Origin of the sequence: Verrucosispora sp. WMMA2044 (genome assembly GCF_027497155.1) — a bacterium.
Taxonomy (GTDB): domain Bacteria; phylum Actinomycetota; class Actinomycetes; order Mycobacteriales; family Micromonosporaceae; genus Micromonospora; species Micromonospora palythoicola.
In genome coordinates, this window is sequence record NZ_CP114913.1 from 1,848,477 (window position 1) to 1,872,255 (window position 23,779).

Here is a 23,779-nt window from a genome sequence, read left to right on the forward strand (position 1 = left end):
GACGGGCCGAGCGTCATCGTCGGCTCCTGTCGAACTGCGCCCGGACGATCTCGGCGAGGGGATCAAGACGACGGCCTGCGTAGCGCAGGTGGATGACGGCGACGACGCAGGGAAGTACGAGCAGGCCGGCGGCCAGCACAGTGGGCACATCGATGCCGACGCCCTGCCCATGGAGTGGTTCGGGCGTCCAGGTCATGAGCGCGATGATGGCGGTGAACACGCCGAGGAACAGGGCGGCCATCGCGGTGAGGTACCGACGCGATCGGGACCGCAGCCGGGTGAACGCGAGGCTTTGCTGCAGGTCGACGTAGGCCTGTGTGTCGTCCGACGAGACCGCGCTGCTGCCGTGCGGGTCCGCCGGGGTCGACCTGATGCCCTCCTGCGTGGCCATCGAGCTTCCCTTCGTCGGGGATGGGCAGGCGCCGGCCGTCCGCTAGGCCAGAGGCGTACGCGCCGCACGTGTTCGCTGTCCGACGGTGACGGTGGGAGTGACATCTGGAGGCAGATACACGTCGACTCGGGAGCCGAACCGGATCAGCCCCATGCGCTCGCCCCGCCGGACCGCCTCGCCGGCTGACCGGTAGGGCACGATCCGTCGCGCCACGGTGCCGGCGATCTGTACGAATTCCAGTTCGCCGAGCGTGGTGTCGAGACGCCACACGACGCGCTCGTTGCGCTCGCTGTCCTTGTTGAAGGCGGGAAGGTACCCGCCCGCCACCCGCTCGACCGAGACCACGAGGCCGTCGCACGGAGCGCGGTTGACGTGGACGTCCAGCGGGCTCATGAAGATGGAGATCCGGGTGCGGCCGTCCGGGCGGGAGTCGATGCGCTGTACGAAGCCGTCAGCGGGGGAGAGTACGAGGCCCTGGGCCGGCTCCCGCTCAGGATCGCGGAAGAACCACAGCATCAGGCCGGTCAACGTGGCAAGGGGAGGTGCGGCGAGGGCGCACGTCCGCGACCGCCGCGACGCGGCCACCGTGACAGCGGTCAACGCGACCGCCGGGACGAGCCAGGGACTCGATCCCTTCGCCAGTCGCGGCAGACCCCGCTCGACCATCGCACCGCCTCCGCCCCGAACACCAGGGCGGCCTGGCTGCCCGTCCGCTGTTTGGTCCGACGGGTTCATCCGCGCGCCTGCAACTCGACGATCGCCATCTCGGGCGGGATTCCGGCGCGCACCGGCGGACCGAAGAAGCCGGCGCCCCGGGTGACGAAAATCGAGGTGTCCTGCTTTTTCGCCAGGCCCGCGACGACCGGCTGTTGCAGCCCGACGAGCCGGTCGAAGGGCGCGGTCTGTCCACCATGGGTGTGCCCCGACAGTTGCAGGTCGACGCCGTACTTGACGGCCGTGTGCAGTTGCACGGGCTGATGTGCCAGCAGGAGCGAGAAGCGGGCCGGATCCCGGCCGTCCAGCGCGCTGGCGAAGTCCGGACCCTGCTTGTCGTACATCGGAGCCATGACGTCGTTGACGCCAGCAAGGTCGAAGGCGGCGCCTCCGGACGTGATCTCCACCCGCTCGTTGAGCAGAGGTCGTATCCCCAGTTCACGCACCTGATCGACCCACTCCTCGACGCCGGAGGAGTACTCGTGGTTGCCGGTCACGAAGTACGTGCCGTGGCGGGACCGCAGCTGCCGCAGTGGTTCGGTGTCGCGTCCGATCTCCGCTACCGTGCCATCGGCGAGGTCGCCCAGAATCACCACCATGTCGGGTTGTTCTCGATCGACGATGCGGACGATTCGTTCTGCCATCTCCCGATGGATGAATGGGCCGAAGTGGGTGTCACTCACCACTGCGATACGAAAACCGGAAAGGCGTGGATCGAGCGTGGCCAGCGGGATACGGACCCGCGTCGTACGCAGGTCGCTGAACGCGGTGCGTAGACCGTAGCCGGTGACGCCCGCCGCCACCGTGCACGCCGTGAGCGCGCAGACGCGAGAGAGCAACAATCGGCGCTCCGGGTTGGCGGGCCCGGAACGCCGATGCGCAGCTTCGGTCTCCTTGGTCTGCCGGGGACTCGTCGTCGCTCCTCCGACCGGGCGCTGCGGTGTTGGTGAACCTACCGTCGCGGTCGCCACCGAGGTCGACGGCGACGCGGACCGCGGCCGGGGCACCTCGGTCCTGGCCCCTGGGTCGCTCCCGCGCCACCACAGCGTGAGCACCAGGCGCGGGATCTCCAGCACCAGTAGGGCGAGCAGCAGGTAGAACATCAGGGCGATCCATCCGTAACCCGCCCACGCCAGCCACCAGGCGTCTACTCCGACAGTCCGCGTGACCGCGAAACCGATGACGCCGACGAGCCCGAGTGTGACGATCACCCCCGTGCCGACCCGGCGCCATCTGCCGGGGGAGGTGGTGGACCGCACGAGTCGTGCCCACAGATAAAGGTGAATCGACAACGCAAGCAGAGCAATGATTGCGAAAAAGATAGCCGGATTGTCCGTCAGCATTTACACACCTGCTCGTGTTGATTCGAAAGCGGCGTTCATCCTGCTCGGCATATACTAAAAGCGCTGGCGGTGCAGGCAATGACGTGTCTACGTGATCCGGGCCGAATGGTGGGCCTTGGCCGCAGCAAGCCGCGCCGGCAACGGCGCGAATGCGTGGTACCGGCCGGCAATGGGTGCTGGGAATCTCCCTGGTAGCGGAGAGAAGCCTGGTGGCTCTCGGAGGAGAAGACCCGCGGGGAGCGAGCCGATGATGACGCCTGAACGTCCGCCGACCGCGCCGGTACGACCACGGCGACGTGTGCTGACCGTGGCACTCTGGTGCCTGCAGGCGCTCCTGGCGGCGATCTTCGTTTCGGTGGCGGTGGCGAAGCTGACGGGTGCTCCGTCGTCCATTCGAACGTTCGATCTGATCGGCCTCGGTCAGTGGCTTCGGTACGTCACCGGCGTCGTCGAACTGGCCGGCGGGTGCGGCCTGCTGATCCCTCGGCTGGCCGGATTCGCCGGCCTCGGCATGGCCTGCGTCATGGCCGGCGCCAGCGTCGCCAACCTCATGGTCCTGTCACCGGCCATGACCTCGGTGACAGTGTTGCTCGGCATCGCGTGCGCCGTGGTCGCGGCCAGACGCTGGCCCGCTGGATCCAGTTCGCGATGAGCCGCTGACCTCCTTGCTGCCGCCACCCGACCGGCGTCGCTGTCGGACAGCTCCACGATGTGGCCCCGAGCTAGCCATCGCAAATGACAACCGTTATCGTCTGGTGGTCGGGGATCCCCTGAACATCGGGAGTGCGCGGTGGGACATGTGCTGATGGTCGAGAGCTGGGTCGGTGCGATGAGCACCCTGCTGCCCCGGGCGATCCGGGAAGCAGGACACCGGTTCACCTTCCTCACCAGGAACCTGCACCACTACCTGCGCCAGGACAGCGGCGACGGGGTGCACCCGCTGCTCACCGCGGACAACGTGCTCACCGCCGAGACCAACGACCCGGCCATGCTGCTGCCCCAGGTCCAGCGACTGCACGAGGTGCTGCGCTTCGACGGGGTCGTCACCTCCTGCGACTACTACCTCGGCGCGGTTGCCCGGCTGGCCGCGCACCTGGGTCTGCCGGGTGCCCGGCCGGAGGCCGTCGAGCACGCCTGCCGCAAGGACCTGGCACGGCACCGGATGCGGGTGGCCGGCCTGCCCGGTCCGGCGTTCGCGGTCGCCGAGGACTGGCCGGCAGCGCAGGCCGCCGCGCGTGCGTTGGGCTTTCCGCTGGTGGTCAAGCCGGTCGACCTGTGCGCCGGGATGCTCGTCCGGCTGGTGACCGACCCGACCGAACTGCGCGAGGCCTTCGACGCCCTCGACGCGTTCCCGGTCAACGCGCGTGGCCAGCGGCGCGCACCGCAGGTGCTGCTGGAGGAGGTGCTGGTCGGGCCGGAGGTCAGCGTCGAAACCGTCACCGTCGACGGCGCCACGACGGTGCTCGGCGTGACGGACAAGAGCCTGGCCGGCGAACCGTGGTTCGTCGAGACGGGACACATGTTCCCCGCCGCGCTGGACGCCGCGACGGTCGCCGCGGTGTGCGACATGGCGGTCGCCGCCCTGGCCGCGGTCGGGTTCGACCGAGGGGTGGCGCACACCGAGCTGCGGCTCACGGCGGCCGGGCCCCGGGTGGTGGAGATCAACCCTCGGCCCGCGGGCAACCAGATCACCGAGTTGGTGCGGCGGGGGACCGGGGTGGACCTGCCCATGGTGTACACCCAGCTCGCCCTCGGTGAACAGCCGGACGTCACGGTGGTCGACACGGGCGTACGTAGCGCGGCCATCTCGTTCCTGCTGCCGCCCCGCGCCGGCATCGTCGCCGGGATCGACGGTGACGCCACACTCGCCGGGGCGCCCGACGTCGTCGACTGGGCGGTGAAGCCCGCCGGGCACCGCACCGGCGACGCGGTGAGCAACAACACCTACCTCGGCCACGTCATGACCGTGGACACCACCGGCCTCGGCGCCCGCGCCCGGGCCGAGGAACTGGTCGCCGGCCTGCGGGTGCGCTACGCCGACGAGTTCGTCGGAGCGCTGGCGTGACGACACCGGCACCGGTGGGGACCGGTGCGCCGTTCACGTCGGTGACGGACCTGATCGAAGCCGTCAGCGCGGGCCGTCTCGGTCCCGACCCGACCACCGAGCAGGTGAGCGTCGCGTTCACCACCCGGCAGGGTGCCCGGCACGCCGGGCGCGACCGCAGCTACCGCAACCAGGTGCTGAGTCTGCGGGTGGACGCCACCGTCGGATCCTGCGCGACGGAGCCGGACGAGCTGACCGACGACGTCGCGTACGACTGCGTGGGCCGCAGCGTCGCGGAGCTGCTCAACCACCCGGTGCCGGCGGTCCGCGTCGCGGCCCTGGACGCCTACCTCGCCGCCGCCCGTCCGCACGCGCGCACCGCCGACGACGCGGTCACCATCCCCGCCGGCACCTCGCTGGCCAAGTCGACCGCCAGGGCCGCCGCGGTCGTGGACCTGCTGGCGGTGACCCCGGGACAGCACGTCCTGGTCGTCGGTGTGGTCAACTCCCTGCTCGGGCAGCTGCGCCAGCGCGGCCTCAGCTACCTGCCCTGCGATCTGGCGGGCGGCAGCACCGAATGGGACGAGCCGTGCCTGCCGGACGCCGCCGCCCTGCTGGACCGCTGCGACGCGCTGCTGGTGTCCGGCATGACGCTGGGCAACGGCACCTTCGAGCCGCTGCTGCGGCACGCGCGCGCCACCGGCAAACCGATGGTGGCCTTCGCACAGACCGGCAGCGCCGTCCTGCCCTGTCTCCTCGGCGCCGGCCTCAGCGCCGTGTCCGCCGAACCGTACCCGTTCTTCTGGCTCGACGGTGGACCGACGACGCTGTACCGCTACCGCGCCGCCGGCAGGCCGTCATGCTGACCGACCCCGCGCCGACGACGTGCGCACCGCATCTGTTGGGTCTGCTGGGCCGCTCCCCGGTGGCGTTCGTCGACACCCCGCTGCCGCACCCGCACGGCGGCTTCCACGCCAAGGTGGAGTATCTGAGTCCCGGCGGGATGAAGGCCCGCGCCGCCGTGGCCATGCTCCAGGCCGCCCGGCAGCGCGGCGACCTGCGGCCGGGAGCCACCGTGGTGGAGTCCACGAGCGGCACCCTCGGCGTCGGGCTGGCGTTCGCCGGCCAGGCACTGGGCCACCCGGTCGTCCTGGTGGTGGACCGCGAGATCGAGCGACCGATGCGGGCGCTGCTGACCGCGTACGGGGCGGTGGTCGAGCAGGTCGACCGGCCGCACCCGGTCGGCGGGTGGCAACAGGCCCGCCTGGATCGACTGCACGAGATCCTGGCGCGCACCCCGGACGCCTACTGGCCCGATCAGTACCACAACCCGGACAACGTCGCCGGATACCACGCCCTCGCCGCCGAACTGAGCGGGCAGGTCGAGGCCGTCGACGTGCTGGTGTGCAGCGTCGGCACCGGCGGGCACAGCGCCGGCCTGGCCCGGGCGCTGCGGCGGCACTGGCCACGGCTGCGGCTCGTCGGCGTCGACACCGTCGGATCGACGATCTTCGGACAGCCCGCGCGACCACGGCTCATGCGCGGGCTGGGCAGCAGCATCTTTCCCCGCAACGTCGACTACACCGCCTTCGACGAGGTGCACTGGGTCGGCCCGGTGGAGGCGGTGGACACCTGCCGCCGGCTGGCCCGGTCAGCCTTCGTCACCGGCGGTTGGAGCACCGGCGCCGTCGCCCGGGTCGCCGCGTGGATCAGCCGCATGCAGCCCGGCGCCCGGGTGGTCACGGTCTTCCCGGACGGCCCGCACCGCTACCTCGACTCGATCTTCGACGACGCGTACTGCGCCGCGCACGGGCTGTTCGGTCCCGCTCCGGGTCACCCGATCGAGATCCCCCACCCGAACGCCGTCGAGGTCACCCGGTGGAGTCGCTGCCGGACCGTCCTCGACCCGTTGCGCCGGCTGGCGGTGCCGGCATGAGACTCGACTGGCGCAGTTACCCGCTGCGGCTCCGTGAGCCGTTGCGGATCTCCCGCTCGACGATGTCGGGCCGTGACGCCGTCCAGGTCGACCTGTCCCACGACGGCGTCACCGGCCACGGCGAGGTCGTCACCAGCGCCTACTACGGCCTCGACCGGGCCGCGATCCTCGATCTGCTGGCCGGTATCGGCCAGCGGGTGTCCGGCTACGGCGAACCCGAGACGCTGCTCGCGGAGCTGCCCGCGCTCGCCGCCGAACTGCCCGCCGGGGTGCTGGCGGCCCTGGACGCGGCCGTCCACGACCTGCTGGGTCGTCGCGCCGGGATGCCGGTGTACCAGTGGCTCGGCCGGCCGGATTTCTCCCCGGTGCCCACGGCCCACACCATCGGCCTGGTCGGGCCGGAGGACGCTGCGGCCACCGCTGCGGCGCTGGCTCGGCGCGGCTTCCAGCTCGTCAAGGTCAAGTGCGGTGACGCCGCTGACCCGGACCGGATCGCCGCCGTACGGGCCGCCATGCCGCAGGCCCGGCTGGTGCTCGATCCCAACGGCGCCTGGACACCGGAGCAGACCGTGCGGCTGCTCGACACGCTCCGGCCGCACCGCATAGACGCCGTCGAACAACCCATCGCGCCCGGCTCACCGCGGCTGCTCGCCTGGATCAGCGCCCGCTCCGAGGTGCCGGTCATCGCCGACGAGGACGCCGCCACCGTGGCGCATCTCGACGCCCTCGCGGGCGCGGTCGCCGGCGTCAACGTCAAGATCGCGAAGTGCGGCGGTATCCACGCCGCAACGCGGATCGCCGCCACGGCCCGCGGGTACGGCATGGATCTCATGCTGGGGTGCCTGGTGGCCAGCTCGCTGGGCATCGCGCCGGCGGTGCACCTCACCGGCGAAGCCCGCTGGATCGACCTGGACGGACACCTGCTGCTCACCGACGACCCGTGGACCGGTATCGACGGCCACGACGGTGTCCTGCGGCTGACCGACGAACCCGGCCTCGGCGTGCGGGCGGCCCGATGAGCACGTGGGCCACCCTGCGCAGCTTTCCGCTGCCGATCCGGCTGCTGGTGGTCAACCAGTTCGGCGTCAACGTCGGCTTCTACCTCCTGCTGCCCTACCTCGCCGCTCATCTGGCCGACGACGTCGGTCTGTCCGCCGCCGTGATCGGCATCGTGCTCGGCGTGCGGAACCTCAGCCAGCAGGGGCTGTTCCTGCTGGGCGGCTCGGCCGCCGACCGGCTCGGTGCCCGTGGCGTCATCATCGCCGGCTGCGCCATGCGGGCCGTCGGCTTCGGACTGTTCGCCTTCAGCACCTCGCTGCCGTCGCTGCTGGCCGCGTCGATCCTGTCCGGGTTGGCCGGGGCGTTGTTCAACCCGGCCGTTCGCAGCTACGTGGCGCAGGCCGCCGCCGACCGGCGCGCCGAGGCGTTCGCGTTGTTCAACGTGTTCGCCAGCGCCGGCGCGCTGCTCGGACCACTGCTCGGGGCCGCACTGCTGCTCGTCGACTTCCGGGCTGCCGCGCTGAGCGCCGCGGCGGTGTTCGCCGCGCTCACCGTGGCGCAGGCGGTGTGGCTGCCCGCCCAACCGGTGACCGCCAGCGAGGCCACCGTCTGGCACGACTGGCGCACCGCCGTCACCGACCGCCGGTTCCTGGCGTTCAGCACGGCGCTGGCCGGCATGTTCACCTTGCAGACCCAGCTGTACCTGATCCTGCCGATGCAGGCGGAACACGTCACCGGGCAGCCCGTGGCGGTGGCCGTGCTGTTCGTCGTCTCCACTGTCGTGACCCTCACCCTGCAACTGCCCCTGACCGGCTGGCTGCATCGCCGCGTCAGCCGTGGCGCGAGCATCACCGCCGGCATGGCCGTCATGGGAGCCGGTTTCCTGCTGCCGCTGCTGCGGGTGGACTCGGCACCACCGGTGTTGCGACTGCTGCCCGTGCTGGCCGCTGCCGTCCTGCTCACCGTCGGGGTGATGATCACCCAGCCGTTCGTCCTGGAGCTGATCCCCGCCTTCGCCGGACAGCGACTGACCGGCACTTATTTCGGCCTGTTCTACCTGGTATCCGGAATTCTCGCCGCCGGCTGCACCGCCGCCGTCGGCGCGGCGGTGGGCAGCTCCACCGGCGTGCCCACCACGGCGTGGCTGCTCACCGCCGGCGTCGGGCTGGCGTCGGCCGGCGCGGTGTGGCTGCTGCGCCGTGGCGGCCTGCTCACGCCCGCAGCGGCTACGGCGCCGGTGGCTGTGTCGTGAACGGCCAGAACTTCCTCACCGACAACCCGGAGCTGTACGAGCAGCAGTTCCCCGACCCGGAGCACCTCGCCGCCCGCTTCGTCGACGACCTCGTCCGCCGCTTCGCCGACCGCGTCGTCGCCACGCCCCGGTTGCTCGACGTCGGATGCGGCACCGGCCGCGACGCCGGGCACCTGGCGACCCTCGGCTACACCGCCACCGGGTTGGACACGTCGCTGCCGATGCTGACCCACGCGCGGCGCCGCCATCCCGCCGTCCGGTTCGTCCACGCCGACCTGCGCACCTTCGACCTGGCCGACCGCTTCGACGTCATCACCTGCCTGGACAGTGCGTTGCTGTACTGCCACCGCAACGCCGACCTGACCGCGTTCCTGGGGCGCTGCCACCGGCACCTGCGCCCCGGTGGGTTGCTGCTGGCGGAGATGCGCAACGGTGCGTTCTTCCTCGGCAACACCGAACTGCTCGACGGCATCCGCACCCGCACCGTGACCTGGCGCGCCGTCACGTACACCTCGGCGACCCGGTTGTGGATCGACCACCGGGAGCAGTTGCTGCGCCGCGAACGCGTCTGGACCTGGCCGGCCTGCCCGCGACCGCTGGTGCAGACCTCGGCCTGGCGGCTGCTGTTCCCCGCCGAGCTACGGCACCTGCTCGCCACCGCCGGGTTCGACGTCGTGGCCCTGTTCGACACGCCCGGCCCCCGTACCGACCCGCCCTGGCATCCGGCAGCGGCGCTGTCGGACGTCCTGTCCGGCGACCGGCTGCACCTGGTCGCCCGCCGCCGCGACGACGCGGCGTAACGCTCACCTGTGCATCGAAAGGAAATCCATTATGTTCCATCAGTCAGTCGCCGTGCCGCGCGTGTCGCGCCGCGGCCTGCTCGGCGGCGCCGCCGCCGTCTCCGCCGCCCTGCTGACCGGCTGCGGCCCGAGCGGGGACCCGGCCGGCACCTCGGCCGGACAGCCCCGGCGTGGCGGTAGGTTGCGGGCGGCGTTCGCCGGCGGCGGTGTCAACGAGACGCTGGACCCGCACCTGGCGAACCTGTTCAACGAGGCGTCGCGCGCCAAGGCGATGTTCGACAAGCTCGCCGACTACGGCCCGGACGTCTCCATCCAACCTCGTCTCGCCGAACGCTGGGAGCCCAGCAGCGACCTCACCCGCTGGCGGATCACCCTGCGGCAGGCCACGTTCCACGACGGCAGGCCGGTCCGCGCCGCCGACGTGCTCTACAGCTATGCCAGGATCACCGACCCGAAGCGGGCGTTCCGTGCCAAGGCCAGCCTCGACCTGCTCGACCTGCCCAACAGCCGCGCCGTCGACGAACGCACCCTGGAACTGGTCCTCAAGCGGCCCTTCGCCGAGTTCCCCAACGCGTTGGCCGCGTTCGGCGCGTACATCGTCCCGCAGGACGCCGACAGCTTCGAGCGGCCCGTCGGCTCCGGACCGTTCACCTTCGACTCCTGGCAGCCCGGCCGGTCGCTGCTGCTCAAGCGGTACGACGGCTACTGGGAAGGCGCCGCGCACCTCGACGAGCTGGAGTACCTGATCAGCAACGAGGAATCGGCCCGGGTCAACGCCCTGCTCGCCGGGCAGGTGGACTACGCGCACGACATCACCCCCACAACCGCCCGTACCCACGCCGACGGTGGCCGGATGGCCGTCACCCGGATGCCGAACAGCACCATGCAGTCGCTCGCCATGAAGGTCGACCGGCCGCCGTTCGACAACCGCGACCTGCGCGAGGCCATGTTCCTGCTCACCGACCGCCAACAGCTGGTCGACACCGTCCTCGCCGGTTCCGGGCAGGTCGGCAACGACCTGTTCGGCAAGGGCTACCAGTACTACGCCGACGACATCCCCCAGCGCACCCCCGATCTCGACCGGGCCCGGTTCCTCGTCGACAAGGCCGGCGCCAAGGGCCTGCGGATCCCGCTCGACACCGCGTCGGTGGCCAGTGGTTTCGTCGAGGCCGCCAGCGTTCTCGCCGAGCAGGCCAAGCAGGTCGGGCTCGTCATCGAACCCGCACTGGGCAACAAGGACACCTACTGGAAGGACATCCTCAACTCCGGTGTGCTGGCCTCGTACCGCTCCGGTGCCATGCCCATCGAAACGCACATCTCCCAGCGGCTGCTCACCAACTCCACCACCAACGCCACCCGGTGGGCCCGACCCGAGTTCGACGCCCTCTACACCAAGGCCGTCTCCAGCGCCGACGAGGCGACCCGCCGGCAGGCGTACGGGGACATGCAGCGCACCCTGCACGCCGAGGGCGGATTCCTGATCTGGGGCTTCGCGGACTTCCTCGTCGCCACCGCGCCCCGCGTCGGTGGGGTGTCCGCCGACGCCCCGGCCAACACCCTCGACTGGGCCCGCTTCGACAAGGTCTGGCTGGGGTGAGTCTGCCCCGCTACGCCGCCGGGCGGCTGCTGCTCGGCCTGGGGCAGGTCGCCGGGATCACCACGATCGTGTTCGTGCTCACCGAGGCGCTGCCCGGTGACGCCGCCGTGGTGATCGCCGGCGACCATCCCGACCCGGCCCGCATCGCCGCGATCCGGGCGCAACTGGACCTCGACCAGCCGGCCTGGCAGCGCTACCTCGACTGGCTGACCGACCTGCTCCGGGGCGACCTCGGCGTCTCGCTGATCTCGCAGCGGCCGATCGTCGAACGGCTCGCCGACAGTGCGGCCGCCACCCTGCTGCTGGCGGCGGTCACTCTGCTCGTGCTGGTACCGCTCGCCGTCGCACTGGGCATGCTGGCCGCCCGCCGGGAAGGCGGGCGACTGGACCGGGTGGTGTCCGCGGTGTCGGTCGCGCTGTACGCGGTACCCGAGTTCGCCCTGGCGATCCTGCTCATCGCCGTCTTCGGCGTCCAACTCGGCTGGCTGCCACCCACCGCGTTCGGTGCCGACCTGCTCGCCCGACCGGCCGTGCTCGTGTTGCCGCTGCTGGTGCTGCTCGCTAGGCCGATCTGCACCATCAGCCGCCTCACCCGTGCCGGCATGCTCGACGCCCTGCGCGGCGAGCACGTGCGCCACGCCCGACGGCTCGGCATCACCGGCAGCCGGCTCTGGCTTCGTCACGCGCTCCCCGGCGCGCTGGCGCCGGTGGTGCAGCAGCTCGCCCGGACCACCGACTGGCTGCTCGGCGGCGTCATCGTCGTCGAGGCGGTGTTCGTCATCCCCGGACTCGGCACCGCCCTCGTCGACGCGGTGTCCACCCGCGACATCCCCACCGTGCAGGCGCTGTGCGTCCTCGTGGCCGTCACCACCGTGGTGGTGAACCTGGTCGCCGACCTGGTGGCGTTCCGTCTCGCACCCCGCACCGGGGGCGTGCGGTGAGGCGGCTGCGCACCCTGACCGGAGCGGTGCTGCTGGCGGTGCCGCTCGCGCTGGCCGTGACCGGCCCGTGGTTGGCCGGCGAGCCGGGTGAGCGCACGTTCCCGTTCGCCGACGACGGCCTGCTGGGCACCGACTTCATCGGCCGTGACGTGGCGCGGCAGGTCCTGCTCGGCGGCCGGTCCGTCGTCGTGGTCGCCGTCAGCGCGACGTTGCTGGCCTACCTCCTCGGCGTGCCGGCCGGTCTGCTGGCCGCCGCCACCCGCCGCCGGTGGGTCGACGAGCTGCTCATGCGCCCCCTGGACCTGGCGCTGGCGGTGCCGTCGCTGCTGCTGCTGATCCTGCTGGCCGCCACCGCGCCGCCCGGCCCGCTCACCCTCGTCGGGATCGTCGCGCTGATCGGGCTGCCGGAGATCACCCGGATCACCCGGGCCGCCGCGCTGCCGCTGGCCCACGGGCCGGCCATGGAGGCGATGCGCCTGTACCGCGAGACCTGGTGGCGACGTGGTCCCGGCTACGTCGGCACCGGCATCCGCCGGGTCCTGCTGGCCGACGCCGGAGTCCGGTTCATCGGCGCCATCTACCTGGTGGCCACCGCCAGCTTCCTGGGCATCGGCGTGGCACCCGACGCCGCGGACTGGGCCGTCATGGTGGACCGCAATCGCACCGGCCTGTTCCTGCAACCCTGGTCCGTCGCCGTGCCGGCCGCGCTCATCATCTGCCTGGCCGTCGGCTTCAACCTGGTCACCGATCGGATGCTGCACACCACTGCCGTCCCCAGCCCGGCACCGCCACCCGCACCGGCCACGACCGGCGACCGCGCGCACGCGCCCGACGCCCTCCTCCAGGTGCGGGAGCTGGCGGCCACGACCGCCGACCGGACGCTTGTCGACGGCGTCTCCTTCAGCCTGCGAGCCGGCGAGATCCTCGCCGTCATCGGCGCATCCGGCAGCGGCAAGACCACCACCGCCCGCGCCCTGCTCGGCGAGGTGACCCCCGGCGTCACCCACACCGGCTCCATCACCCTGGCCGGTCGGCCGGTCACGACTGCCAGCCCGCCGGAACCCGGCACCGTCGGCTACGTACCTCAGCAACCCGGTGCCGCCCTGCACCCCGTACGCCGCATCGGTGCCGTGCTCCACGAGATCGCCCGGCACCAGGCACCCGGCGCCAGCCGCGGCGCCCGCGGACGTACGGTGGCGGCCACCCTCGCACGCGTCAGTCTGCCGACCGACCGCCGGTTCCTGCGCCGTTTTCCCCACCAGCTCTCCGGCGGACAGCAGCAACGCCTCGTCATCGCCCACGCCCTGCTGGCCCACGCCGTCCTGCTCATCGCCGACGAACCCACCACCGGACAGGACGCGCTCACCCGCGACGCCGTCGCCGCAGAGCTGACGAAACTCGCCCGCGCCGGCATCGCCGTCATCCTGCTCAGCCACGACCTGCACCTCGTCAGGGCCGTGGCCGACCAGATCCTCGTGCTGCACCGAGGCGCCGCCGTCGAATCCGGCCCGGCCACCGAGGTGCTCGCCGTACCGCGCCACCGGCACACCGGGCAGTTGCTCGCCACACCACCGGCCCGGCCACCGGCGACGGTCCGACCGGACCGGTCGCTGCTACGCCTCACCAACCTGAGCGCCGCCCACCGCGACGGCGGTCGGCAGCGCGACGTGCTCCGCGACGTCAACCTGGCCGTGGCCGCCGGACGCTGCCTGGCCGTGGTCGGCCGGTCCGGAAGTGGCAAGACCACCCTCGCCAGGTGCATCGCCGGCCTGCACCCGGTCCACACCGGCCAGGTGTCCCTCGCCGGGCAGCGCCTCGCCGCGCACCTCGACCGACGCCAGCCACACGAGCTCGGCGCCATCCAGTACGTCTTCCAGGACGCCCGGGCCAGCTTCGACCCCTACCGGCCGGTGGTGGACCAGATCGGCAGGCCCGCGCGACGCCTGCGCGACGCCACGCCGGAACAGGCCCACCACACCGCCCGGCACCTGCTCGACCGGGTAGGTCTGGCCCAACACACCGCGACTCGGCGTCCCGACCGGCTCTCCGGCGGCGAACTGCACCGCGCGGCGCTCGCCCGCGCGCTGGCCAGCGGACCCCGCGTGCTGATCTGCGACGAGACGACCGCCGGGCTCGACCGCATCACCCGGCACGGCATCCTCACCCTCCTCGACGAGCTGCGACGCGACCTCGGGCTGACCGTCGTCGTGATCAGCCACGATCGCGACGTCGTGGCTCACCTCGCCGACCACATCGTCGTTCTCGACGACGGAGTTGTCGTCGACAGCGGCCCGGCCGACGCCCTGCTCCACCACGCACACCACCCGCTGACCCGCGCGCTGCTGCACATCGACCCGGCGACCGCCACGGCACCGTCCAACCCATGACCGGAGGAACCATGCAGTACCCGCACAACGTCGGCCCGTACGAGGTCCAGCCGGCCGACCGCCGGCACCTCGACGGCGCCCGCGGCGTCATGCTCGACACCTTCTACCGCGACTTCGGCTACGGCTACCGGCCCGACTGGCACCGGGATGTCATCGACCTGGACGGCACCTACCTCGCGCCGGAGCGGCACGCCCTGTTCGTCGCCACCAAGGGCGACGAGGTCGTCGGCACCACCGCGGTACGCGCCGGCGGGCCCAAGAGCCCACCGCACCCGGGCTTCCTCGCCCAGCGCTACCCGGACGACACCACCGCGCAGCTGTTCCGGGTCTACGTCCGACCGGAACACCGACGCTGCGGTCTCGCCCGGGCACTCGTCGGCCTCGCCGTCGACTTCGTCACCCGGCAGCCCCGCTACCGTGCGCTCTATCTGCACACGGACCCGCGCGTCGACGGCGCCGAGCCGTTCTGGCGGAGCCTGGCCACGCCGGTCCACGACCCGCGTGCGGGCGACGACGACACGTACCGGACCGTGCACTTCGAGATCGCCCTGCCCGGCCGCGCTCGGTAGCCGCCATCGGGCACCCGGGCTACGCCGGGCGCTCGGCGGCGGCCGGTCCCGGGCCCGGCTGGGCCTGAAGCAGCCGCCGACGGCTGTTGTTGCCGAGCCACCGGTGCGATCCGGGCCTGCGGGCCTCCCGGGTGAGGTGCCCGACGGCGAATCGGTAGGTGAGGGCCTTGAGTCTCGCGCCGAGGCGGCCGCCGACGAACATCCTGTTCGCGATGTCGTCGCGGCCGGCGAGCTGGTAGATGCCGGCATGCGAGCCCAGGCCGACGCACATGGCGCCGAAGAAGACACTCGCCGGTTCACAGGTGGTGCCCGCGATGCGCCGCAGTACCGTGTCGGCGGCGTGCGCGCCGAGGCAAATCGCCGTGTACGCGCTCATCCGGTACGGCACGCCGGACGGCGCGGCCGAGTCCCCGGCCGCGACGATGCGCTCGTCGTCGACGCTGGTCAGCGTCTCGTCGGTGATCAGGCGTCCGATGGCGTCGGTCCGCAACCCGCTGCGCGTGGCCAGATCCGGCACCCCGAAGCCCGCGGTCCAGACGGTGATCGCACTCGGCAGCGTACGACCGTCTTCGAGCCGCACCGCGTCCCGCGTGACCTCGGTGACCTCGGTGCCGGGACCGGCCAGGACGTCCACGCCGATCCTGGTGAGCGACCTGGCGGCGGCACGCCGTGCCGTCGGGTGCAGGTACGCGCCGAGCGCGTCCCCGCAGACCAGACTGACCCGGTGGCCCCGCTCGGCCAGTTCGGCCGCGGTTTCGATGCCGGTGGGCCCGGCTCCGACGACAGTCACCGGGGTCGCCGGAGGCCGGTCGTCGAGGATCGCACGCAGCCGCCGCGCCGCCTCGAGTGTGGCCATCGGGTGGGCGAACTCGGCCGCGCCGGGAACACGTGGTTCGGCACTCGCACTGCCTGCCGCGTAGACGAGGTAGTCGTAGCCGAGGGTGCCGCCGCCCAGCAGCGTCACCCTGCGCTGAGCTGCGTCGACTGCCGTGACGGTGTCCTGGACGAGCCGAACGCCCTCGGCCAGCACCTGTCGGTACGGCGCGACCGCGTCGTGGACGCCGGCGACCACGTGGTGCAGCCGGAGCCGGATGACGAAGTCCGGCCGTGGATTCACCATGGTGACGGCGACGTCGTCGCGTTGCGTCAGCCGATTGGCGGCCATCACGCCGGCGAATCCGCCGCCGATCACTACCACCCTGGTTCCTGCTGCCATGTCTGACTCCCTTCGCGGACGGTTGCACCCCCAGGACACCGACAGAACCCCGGATGTGACCGTCGCGGTTCTCCCGGCTCCGGCCGCCACCGTCCGGACCGGGCTGTGCCGGCGGTGCAACGGCGTGATCCCCTGACGGACCGATCTGCCGTCAGGGGATCACCGAGGAGCGGACTCGGGTCAGGGCACCGCCACCGGCGCGTCGTTGTTGCCCGGCAACCGGGTCACGCTCGGCAACGGCGCAATGGTCACTGCCGAACGGCTGCCCGCCTCGTCGGCCGGGCAGATCGCGGTGCCCAGCAACGTGTTCCAGGCGATGTCGATCGGGTGCGGATCGGGCAGGCCGACCTGGTAGTGGCTGATGTTGATGCCGGACGACAGCTGACGGGCGCCGTCGCGGCTGTGCAGTGAGATCGTCAGGTGGCCGATGACCGCGCCGTCGTGGCCCCAGAACTCGCCGCACGGGGTCGGCAGCGAGTAGATGCCGAGACCGTAGCTGCCGGCGGCGGGCTGTTCGGGCAGCATCGGTACGGCGGTGAGCATCTCGTCGAGAGTGGCCGGGCTGAGCAGGTCGCCGCCGAGCAGTGCCCGGAAGAAGGTGTTCAGATCCGCCGTGGTGGCGATCATCTCGCCGGCCGTCCACGCCCAGCTCATGTTGAACTCGCTGAGATCACGCACTCCGAACGGGGCGAAGTAGGCGCCACTGTGTGGGCCACGGATCCGCGCGTCGGTGCCCGGGAAGAACGTGTCGGTGAGTTTCAGTGGTCGCAGAATGCGCCGCTGGACCTCGGCCGCCGCGTCGTTGCCGGTGATCGTCTCGATCAGCAGTCCGGCCAGGAGGTAGTTGGTGTTCGAGTAGCTGAACCGGGCACCGGGAGCGTTTGTCGGTGGCAGGGCCAGGCCGATGGCCACCAGGTCGGCCGGAGCGTACGTGGTGACCCGCATCTGGTCGATCGCCGCGTACGAGTTGATCATGGCGTTGGTGTAGTTGCCGATGCCGCTTGTGTGGTTGAGCAGCATCCGGACGGTGACCTCGGTGCCGAGCTCGTCCGGCACGATGTCGGGCAGCCACCGCCCGATCGGGTCGTCCAGGCCCAACCGGCCCTCGTCGACGAGTTGGAGCACGGTGGTGGCGACGAACGTCTTGGTGATGCTGCCGATCCGGTGCCGCATCTGCGGCCGCATGGGTTGAGGTCTGGTCAGGTAGGCCTGGCCGGCGGCGTCACGCCAGTCGCGCCGGCCCTCGCGCACGGCGACCAGCACGCCCGGGGCGCCGGCTTCGGGTACCGCGGCGAGGGCGGCGCGCAACGCGGCGCGATCCGGCCCGCCGGTGGCCGGCCGCGCCGCGGAATCCGGCTGCGCGGTGGCGGATGCGGGTACGACGGCGATGGTGGCCACCAGCGCGACGCTGGTGGCCACGATCTTCAGTGTCCGATGAGTACGCGACATACCGACATGCTCGCCGGGACCCGGGTGGGACACATCCGGCTCAGGCGGGAGACTCGCCTCCCACCGTGGCACGAGCCGGGGTCAACCGCTCGACGCACGATGCCAGGGCAGGCAAGGGTTTGGCGGCCCGGACGCCGGGGGTAGAGAGCGATCCGCCCATCGTCCCACCCCCGAAGGAACACACCATGTCGGTACAGGCATTCCTCTATGTCGTCGCGGTCATCCTGCTCGTGCTGGCCGCGCTGCCCATCTCCACCCGGGGTGTCTCGCTCGCCCTGCTCGGAGCGGCGTTCGCCCTGCTGGCCTATGCCTGGCCAGTGATCACCGAATAGGTGCCGGACGTCGTCGGTGCGCACCTGAGCCGGCCTGGCGCGGTCTGCGGCGCCCGGTCGTCCCGTCGCCGGGCGCCTCCGGTTGCGGATACCCGGCCGTCTGCCACGGACACTGTTGATCTGGGTTCAGCCAACGGGGACCGGCTGTCCCCGGTCCCCCTGTGTCCGGTCGCCCTGAGCGGGTAGACGGTGCCGAAGGGAGGCTGAGGTCATGCGCATCCCGCGAGGCATTCTCGACGATCTCCGGTGGAGTATCGTCGCGCCGTCGACCCCTGAGCACGCCGCGGACCGGCTCGTGCTGCGGCCGGCGGAACGCGAGGATCTTCCGGCGACGTCCCGCGCCCATGTCGAGTTGCTTCCGATCGGGCTGTTTCCGTCGCTCGGTGCCCGCTTCGTGCGTCGCTGGCACCGTACGATCCTGACATCGCGGTACGGGGTGGGCGTGGTCGTCATCGACGCCGCTGCCCGGCAGGACGAGATTGTCGGGTTCGTGCTGGGCACCGCCGATCATGCCGGGTACACCGCCGAGTTGGCGAGGGACCGGCGTGCCATGGCGTCCCTCGCCCTCGCCGGCCTGGCCGCGCTGGTTCTCCGGCCCCGGGTCGCCCTGCGTGTCGTGCGGACCCGGTTCCGGCCGTGGGCCCGTCGGGTGTCACGTCGTCGGGCGGCCGTGCGCTCCCGGGAGCGAGCCGAGTCGGTGTCGGCACCACAGGTGGCGGTCATGACCGCGCTGGCGGTGCGACCGGACTGGCGCAAGAGCGGCGTCGGAATGCTGCTGGCCGAGCGGTTCGTCGAGCTGGTCGCCAGCACCGGTGCCAGGTGGGTCGAGGCGCAGACCTCTACCGGACCTCTGGGGGCGACCGGGTTCTACGAGCGTCTGGGGTGGGATGCGGGCCAGGCGCGACCCACACCGGACGGCGACACTGTGCGTACCTACCGCCTGGACCTCGGTGGTGCCGGCCGGACCTCGACGGCCTGACCCGCGCCGGTCGAGGCCCAGCCGGCGTACGCCCCGGTCAGCTCAACCGGAAGGTGACGTTGTCGACGTCGAAGGCCGTGGCTCCGTTGCCGGCCGTCTCGCTGGCGAAGAAGCTGACCGTGGCGGTGCGCTCGGTCGCCGCGATCCCGGTTGACATGGAGTACTGTCGCCACTCCGGTCCGCCGTCGAAGGCCGGCGAGAACCGGGTCTTCGGGGGAATCCCGGTGACCGCCAGCCCGACGTTCAGGTAGTCGCCGCGGCTGGTCTCGGTGGTGATGGTCCGGACCCAGAAGCGGACCGTCAGGTCGCAGTTGGCCGGCACCGTGACGGTGGTACGCAGCAGGTCGGAGCGGGTCACGTCCAACCCGCCGAAGGTGGCGTACGCGCGACCGGTGCGCGCGGGGCGGGTCGTGTCGCCGAGCACGACGATGCGGGGGCCGGCCTCCCAACCGTCGGTGCCACGCTCGAACCCCGGGTTCGGGTGGATCTGGCCGGTGCAGGACGGGTCGGCCGCCGGCTGGTCGGCGGGCGCGCTGCCGGGGGTCAGCAGCAGCAGAGCGGCGACGAGGGTGGTGGTGATGAAGGCCTTCATCAGTGCTCCCCGTGGTCAAGGCATTCGAGAGTGTCAATCGACGATGCTTCATGGCGGTTGGCGCGTCAAGCCCTTCCCACCCAGGGACCGCGGACCCCGCGACACGCGGACCGAGCCCGGTGATGAGTTGTCGCGCTCGTACCCGTCATACCTACGACGGGACACGACGACGTGAGGATGACGTGATGAACGCGGACACGCGGCCGAAGGAGCTCGGTGTGGGCGGCCTGGGGGACATCGACGAGCCGGCATTCTCGGGGCTGGCGCAGCGGCACCGGCGGGAACTGCACGTGCACTGTTACCGGATGCTCGGGTCGTTCGAGGATGCCGAGGACACCGTGCAGGAGACGTTCCTGCGCGCCTGGCGGCGGCGGGAGACCTTCGCGGGTCGGTCCACGTTCCGGGCCTGGCTGTACCGGATCGCCACCAACGCCTGCCTGGATCTGCTCGCCAGGTGCCGCCCGGAGCCGGCGTCCGGCGGCGAGATGCGGTGGTTGCAGCCCTACCCGGACCGGCTGCTCGACGAGCTGGCCGCCGGCGTCGAGGACGAGCCGGAGGTCGTCGCCGTCGCCCGGGAGACGATCGAGTTGGCGTACCTGGTCGCGGTCCAGCACCTGGCGCCACGCCCACGGGCCGTGCTGATCCTGCGGGACGTGGTCGGCTGGCCGGCGAAGGACGTCGCGGAGCTGCTCGGCGACTCGGTCCACTCGGTGAACAGCGCGCTGCAGCGGGCCCGCGCGGGCATGCGGGAGCATCTGCCCGCCGAGCGGCAGGACTGGACCGGCGGTGGGGAGGACGCCGGGACGCGGGAGCTGGTGCGCCGCTACACCGAGGCCAGCGTGGCCACCGACATCGACGGTCTCGCCGCGCTGCTGCGCGAGGACGTGCGCTGCTCGATGCCACCCACCCCGGGTCTGCACGTCGGCCGCGACGTGGTGGTCGAGGACTGGATCAGCAGCGGCTTCGTGGGCATGACGGGCCTGCGCGCCGTCGAGACCCGGGTGAACCGGCAGCCCGCCGTCGCCTTCTACCACCTGCGCAAGCGGGAGGGCGCGTACCTGCCGCTGACCATCGACGTGCTGCGGGTCACCGGCGGGGCGATCGCCGAGATCGTCACCTTCCACGACGACCAGTTCCCGCGGCTCGGGCTACCGGACCGCCTGCCCGCCGACGGCACCGAATGAACCGTCTGCCGGACCAGGCTGGACGCCGTGGCCGCGTACCAGCGGGAACCGGCTGCGCCATCAGCTCGACAGCACCGGTGCACCGGTTCGGCCTCACCGGACCGGACGGACCGCAGGTTTCGCTGACCGCCACGCCCGGGTAGCGCAGGGCGCATGAACCGCAATCTCGCCAAGGGCCTCCAGGTTGCGTGGGGCATGCCGGAGTTCCGGGGCGGGTTGCGACACCTCATCGATCTCGACGAGGTGTCGGTGCTGCTGGCCACGCTGTCCGTCCCCGATCACGACCGCGAGGTGGAACGCAGCCTGCTGAGGCTGCTGCGATCCGGTCTCGACACGGTCGAGATCCGCGAGGCCGTGTTGCTGCTGCTGGAGCAGGACGACGTGCGCCGGCCGCTCGTCGCGGCGGTGCGGCCGAGCGTCGAGCGACCGGATCAGGCGGCGGCCATCGCATCGGCGGCCGAGGATCCCGTGGTGCGGCGCGAGGTGCGGGCGGTGCTGGACAGCGCCAAGGTACGCGAGCTGATCTGGCAGGCGATCGACAACCAGTTCAGCGACAAGCGGCTCGGCCTGATCCGCCGGGCGGCGGTGCTGTTCGTGCGGCATTCGAGCGTCCGGCGCCTCGCCTGGGCCCTGCGCCGACACGGCGTGCTGCGCGCGCTGCGTCAGCGGCCGTGACCGGTGGCGGTGGAGGCGGGCTTCGACCGGCGCGACGCCGACGAGCCGGCGTTTATTCGGCGGCGTCGCGATGGTGCCGGTGGCTACTCTGCCACCTCGTGGGCAGCGCGCACCTTCGCACCGAACGCCTCGAGCTTCGTCCCGTGCGAGACGAGGACATCGACCGCATGCTGGAATACCGCAACCTGCCGGAGGTCACCCGCTGGCTGCTGCGCACCGAGGTCGACCCGGTGTCCTTCCGGGCGGCCTGGCGGCGCGCGGCGCAGGACCCCGACGACCACAGTGTCGCGGTGACCCTGGGCGGCATGGTGATCGGGTCCGTCTCGCTCGACGTGGTCGACGGCATGGGGCAACCCGGCATGCCGGCGCGGACCGAGGCCCAGCTCGGCTACATCTTCGACCCGGCATACGGTGGGCAGGGCTACGCGACCGAGGCGGTCACCGCGATGGTGGCGTACGCGTTCGACCGGCTGGGCGTACGCCGGATCACCGCCGGCTGCTTCGCGGACAACCTGGCCTCCGTGCGGCTTCTCGAAAGGATCGGCATGCGTCGTGAGCAGCACGGTGTCGGCGACTCCTGGCACGCCGAGCTGGGCTGGGTGGACGGCTACACCTACGGCCTGCTCGCCGGGACGTGGCGCCAGGGCAGGCCGTCAGGTGGCGGGCAGGCGTACCTCGAACCGGCAGCCTCGGTCGGTGTTGGCGACGTTCACCCGGCCGCCGTGCGCCTCGACGAGACCGCGCACGATGGCCAGGCCGAGTCCGCCGCCGCCACCTGAGTCCGCCGCCGCGGGGGTGCGGGCCCGTTCACCTCGGAACGCGACGTCGAAGACCCGGTCCAGGTCCTCACTGGGGATGCCGCCGCAGGTGTCGGAGACGGCCAGCCACACGTTGTCGGTCTCGTGGCCGGCGGCGATGTGCACGCTGCCGTCCTCCGGTGTGTAACGGACGGAGTTGATCAGCAGGTTGCTGACGATCCGGGCGAGTTCGCGCTCCCCGGCCCGGACGTCCGGCCAGCCGCTGTCGGCCGCCACCAGGTGGATCCGGCGGCGGGCGGCCAGCGGCGCGACGCCGGCGATCGCGTCGGACACCACGTCGCCCAACGGCACGGTGGTGGGCATGAGCCGCAGCGCACCGGCGTTGATCCGGGACAGCTCGAACAGGTCGTCGACGAGCTGGGCCATCCGGTCGGTCTCCACCCGGATACGCCGGTGGTAGTCGTCGACGACGGCCGGGTCGTGGATGATGCCGTCCTCGAGGGCCTCGGCCATGGCCCGCAGCCCGGCCAACGGGGTCCGCAGGTCGTGCGACACCCACGCCACCAGTTCGCGACGGCCGGCCTCCAGCCGCCGTTCGCGTTCCCGGGCCGCCCGGGCCCAGACCGCGGCGGCGGCGAGTCGCCTGCCGAAGATGGCGCCGACGGCGAGGCTGATCACCGCCGAGGCGCTGACCGTGACGAGCACGACCCACAGGTCGTGCGCGGACAGGAACATCGCCTGCGCGACGGTGGCGACTCCGGCGACCACGGCGAGGACGGTGACGGTGAGCAGCACCAGGATGTGCACGAGAATCGACCGGCCCCGCAACAGCCGTAGCGCCGCGGCACCGGCCAGGCCGACGACGCCTCCGGCGGCGAGGGCGTAGAGCCCGATGAGCAGCGTGTCGGTCACCGGGCCGCTTCCTCGTCGAGCGGGTCGTAGCGGTATCCGACGCCCCAGACCGTGCGGATCCGCTGCGGATCGGCCGGATCGTCCTCGATCTTCTCGCGCAGCCGGCGGACGTGGACGGTGACCGTCGACTGGTCACCGAACTGCCACCCCCAGACCTTGTCCAGCAGGTCGGTGCGCGACCACGCCCGCCCCGGATGGCGCATGAAGAAGATCAGCAGATCGATCTCCCGGGCGGTGAGCGACAGCGGTGCACCACCCAGGGTGGCGACGCGGCGGGCACTGTCCACGGTCAGCGTCGCGTCGATCAGCTTCGCCGAGACGGTGGGCGCAGTGGGGTGCGCGGCGGTGCGGCGCAGCACGGAGCGGATCCGCAGCACCAGTTCCCGGGGGGAGAAGGGCTTGGTGACGTAGTCGTCGGCACCGACCTCGAGCCCGAGCACCCGGTCGGCCTCCTCACCGAGCGCGGTGAGCATGACCACCGGCAGGTCGGGCAACTGCCGCCGGATCCGGCGGCAGACCTCGAGGCCGTCGATGCCGGGCATCATGAGGTCGAGGACCACGAGATCGGGGCGCTGGGCGGCGATCGCGGCGAGGCCGTCGGCGCCGTCGGCGGCCAGCTGGACCTCGCAGCCGGCCTGCTCCAGGTAACGTCGCACGACGTCACTGACCGTCGGGTCGTCGTCGACCACTAACACCCGGTGTCCCATCC

23 protein-coding genes and 1 pseudogene are annotated in these 23,779 nt (G+C 71.8%); 16 read left to right on the forward strand and 8 right to left on the reverse strand.

The annotated features are described in order from the left end of the window. Positions 1 to 13: 13 nt before the first annotated feature. The 3 genes from O3597_RS08245 to O3597_RS08255 all read right to left on the reverse strand — a co-directional run bounded on the left by O3597_RS08245 (position 14) and on the right by O3597_RS08255 (position 2,448). Positions 14 to 391, reverse strand: a complete 378-nt coding sequence (locus tag O3597_RS08245; protein ID WP_281603727.1) for a DUF485 domain-containing protein — start codon at positions 389 to 391, stop codon at positions 14 to 16. A gap of 42 nt (positions 392 to 433) precedes the next feature. Beyond that, the gene (locus tag O3597_RS08250) at positions 434 to 1,057 is read right to left on the reverse strand and encodes a phosphatidylserine decarboxylase (RefSeq protein WP_281603728.1); all 624 of its coding nucleotides are present in this window, start codon (positions 1,055 to 1,057) and stop codon (positions 434 to 436) included. Positions 1,058 to 1,122: 65 nt separating this feature from the next. After that, entirely contained in the window at positions 1,123 to 2,448 is a 1,326-nt protein-coding gene (locus tag O3597_RS08255; RefSeq protein ID WP_281603729.1) for a metallophosphoesterase, read from the reverse strand. Between the two features lie 298 nt (positions 2,449 to 2,746). Here O3597_RS08255 and O3597_RS08260 point away from each other — a divergent pair, with 298 nt between their 5' ends. From O3597_RS08260 to O3597_RS08310, 11 genes are all read left to right on the forward strand, one after another. After that, the gene (locus tag O3597_RS08260; protein WP_281603730.1) at positions 2,747 to 3,100 is read left to right on the forward strand and encodes a DoxX family protein; all 354 of its coding nucleotides are present in this window, start codon (positions 2,747 to 2,749) and stop codon (positions 3,098 to 3,100) included. Between the two features lie 138 nt (positions 3,101 to 3,238). Beyond that, positions 3,239 to 4,513, forward strand: coding sequence for an ATP-grasp domain-containing protein (locus O3597_RS08265; protein ID WP_281603731.1), 1,275 nt, complete (start codon positions 3,239 to 3,241; stop codon positions 4,511 to 4,513). Further along, positions 4,510 to 5,358, forward strand: coding sequence for a DUF364 domain-containing protein (locus tag O3597_RS08270; protein ID WP_281603732.1), 849 nt, complete (start codon positions 4,510 to 4,512; stop codon positions 5,356 to 5,358). The genes O3597_RS08265 and O3597_RS08270 overlap by 4 nt, the downstream gene beginning before the upstream one ends. Then, positions 5,352 to 6,428 carry a PLP-dependent cysteine synthase family protein gene (locus tag O3597_RS08275; RefSeq protein ID WP_164449049.1) on the forward strand — a complete coding sequence of 359 codons (1,077 nt, stop codon included), beginning with the start codon at positions 5,352 to 5,354 and terminating at the stop codon, positions 6,426 to 6,428. The genes O3597_RS08270 and O3597_RS08275 overlap by 7 nt, the downstream gene beginning before the upstream one ends. Further along, complete coding sequence (locus O3597_RS08280) at positions 6,425 to 7,447, forward strand: enolase C-terminal domain-like protein (protein WP_281603733.1); 1,023 nt, start codon at positions 6,425 to 6,427, stop codon at positions 7,445 to 7,447. Before O3597_RS08275 ends, O3597_RS08280 begins: the two co-directional genes overlap by 4 nt. Further along, entirely contained in the window at positions 7,444 to 8,679 is a 1,236-nt protein-coding gene (locus O3597_RS08285) for an MFS transporter (protein WP_281603734.1), read from the forward strand. The genes O3597_RS08280 and O3597_RS08285 overlap by 4 nt, the downstream gene beginning before the upstream one ends. Then, positions 8,676 to 9,479, forward strand: coding sequence for a class I SAM-dependent methyltransferase (locus O3597_RS08290; RefSeq protein ID WP_164449046.1), 804 nt, complete (start codon positions 8,676 to 8,678; stop codon positions 9,477 to 9,479). The genes O3597_RS08285 and O3597_RS08290 overlap by 4 nt, the downstream gene beginning before the upstream one ends. 31 nt (positions 9,480 to 9,510) lie before the next feature. Then, positions 9,511 to 11,076: an ABC transporter substrate-binding protein gene (locus tag O3597_RS08295; RefSeq protein WP_281603735.1), complete on the forward strand. Its 1,566-nt coding sequence runs from the start codon at positions 9,511 to 9,513 to the stop codon at positions 11,074 to 11,076. Next, positions 11,073 to 12,017 carry an ABC transporter permease gene (locus tag O3597_RS08300; protein ID WP_281603736.1) on the forward strand — a complete coding sequence of 315 codons (945 nt, stop codon included), beginning with the start codon at positions 11,073 to 11,075 and terminating at the stop codon, positions 12,015 to 12,017. The genes O3597_RS08295 and O3597_RS08300 overlap by 4 nt, the downstream gene beginning before the upstream one ends. After that, positions 12,014 to 14,404 carry an ATP-binding cassette domain-containing protein gene (locus O3597_RS08305; protein ID WP_281603737.1) on the forward strand — a complete coding sequence of 797 codons (2,391 nt, stop codon included), beginning with the start codon at positions 12,014 to 12,016 and terminating at the stop codon, positions 14,402 to 14,404. The genes O3597_RS08300 and O3597_RS08305 overlap by 4 nt, the downstream gene beginning before the upstream one ends. Continuing rightward, the gene (locus O3597_RS08310) at positions 14,401 to 14,973 is read left to right on the forward strand and encodes a GNAT family N-acetyltransferase (RefSeq protein ID WP_281603738.1); all 573 of its coding nucleotides are present in this window, start codon (positions 14,401 to 14,403) and stop codon (positions 14,971 to 14,973) included. The genes O3597_RS08305 and O3597_RS08310 overlap by 4 nt, the downstream gene beginning before the upstream one ends. Positions 14,974 to 14,992: 19 nt before the next feature. On the opposite strand, the gene O3597_RS08315 is transcribed toward O3597_RS08310, so the two are convergent. Both O3597_RS08315 and O3597_RS08320 read right to left on the reverse strand, forming a co-directional pair. Further along, a complete protein-coding gene (locus tag O3597_RS08315; RefSeq protein WP_281603739.1) occupies positions 14,993 to 16,189 on the reverse strand; it encodes an FAD-dependent oxidoreductase in 1,197 nt (398 codons plus the stop codon). A gap of 180 nt (positions 16,190 to 16,369) precedes the next feature. Further along, the gene (locus tag O3597_RS08320) at positions 16,370 to 17,608 is read right to left on the reverse strand and encodes a serine hydrolase domain-containing protein (RefSeq protein ID WP_281603740.1); all 1,239 of its coding nucleotides are present in this window, start codon (positions 17,606 to 17,608) and stop codon (positions 16,370 to 16,372) included. Positions 17,609 to 17,823: 215 nt separating this feature from the next. Here O3597_RS08320 and O3597_RS08325 point away from each other — a divergent pair, with 215 nt between their 5' ends. Together O3597_RS08325 and O3597_RS08330 are read left to right on the forward strand one after the other, a co-directional pair. Next, complete coding sequence (locus O3597_RS08325; protein ID WP_166458961.1) at positions 17,824 to 17,970, forward strand: hypothetical protein; 147 nt, start codon at positions 17,824 to 17,826, stop codon at positions 17,968 to 17,970. A 211-nt stretch (positions 17,971 to 18,181) separates the two neighbouring features. Next, positions 18,182 to 18,949, forward strand: coding sequence for a GNAT family N-acetyltransferase (locus tag O3597_RS08330; protein WP_281603741.1), 768 nt, complete (start codon positions 18,182 to 18,184; stop codon positions 18,947 to 18,949). A 37-nt stretch (positions 18,950 to 18,986) separates the two neighbouring features. On the opposite strand, the gene O3597_RS08335 is transcribed toward O3597_RS08330, so the two are convergent. Continuing rightward, the gene (locus O3597_RS08335) at positions 18,987 to 19,541 is read right to left on the reverse strand and encodes a hypothetical protein (protein WP_281603742.1); all 555 of its coding nucleotides are present in this window, start codon (positions 19,539 to 19,541) and stop codon (positions 18,987 to 18,989) included. Positions 19,542 to 19,726: 185 nt separating this feature from the next. On the opposite strand from O3597_RS08335, the gene O3597_RS08340 reads away from it, so the two are divergent. From O3597_RS08340 to O3597_RS08350, 3 genes and pseudogenes are all read left to right on the forward strand, one after another. Beyond that, positions 19,727 to 20,725: an RNA polymerase subunit sigma-70 gene (locus tag O3597_RS08340; protein WP_281603743.1), complete on the forward strand. Its 999-nt coding sequence runs from the start codon at positions 19,727 to 19,729 to the stop codon at positions 20,723 to 20,725. Between the two features lie 153 nt (positions 20,726 to 20,878). Next, positions 20,879 to 21,400 (forward strand): hypothetical protein, encoded by a 522-nt coding sequence (locus tag O3597_RS08345; protein ID WP_164449040.1) that lies wholly within the window; start codon positions 20,879 to 20,881, stop codon positions 21,398 to 21,400. 98 nt (positions 21,401 to 21,498) lie between these two features. Next, a pseudogene (locus O3597_RS08350) lies at positions 21,499 to 22,053 on the forward strand (GNAT family protein); the annotation flags it as partial. On the opposite strand, the gene O3597_RS08355 reads toward O3597_RS08350, so the two are convergent. Beyond that, complete coding sequence (locus O3597_RS08355; protein WP_164449038.1) at positions 22,054 to 23,070, reverse strand: HAMP domain-containing sensor histidine kinase; 1,017 nt, start codon at positions 23,068 to 23,070, stop codon at positions 22,054 to 22,056. It lies immediately after the preceding pseudogene. Beyond that, a complete protein-coding gene (locus O3597_RS08360; RefSeq protein ID WP_164449037.1) occupies positions 23,067 to 23,777 on the reverse strand; it encodes a response regulator transcription factor in 711 nt (236 codons plus the stop codon). The genes O3597_RS08355 and O3597_RS08360 overlap by 4 nt, the downstream gene beginning before the upstream one ends. Positions 23,778 to 23,779: the final 2 nt, after the last annotated feature.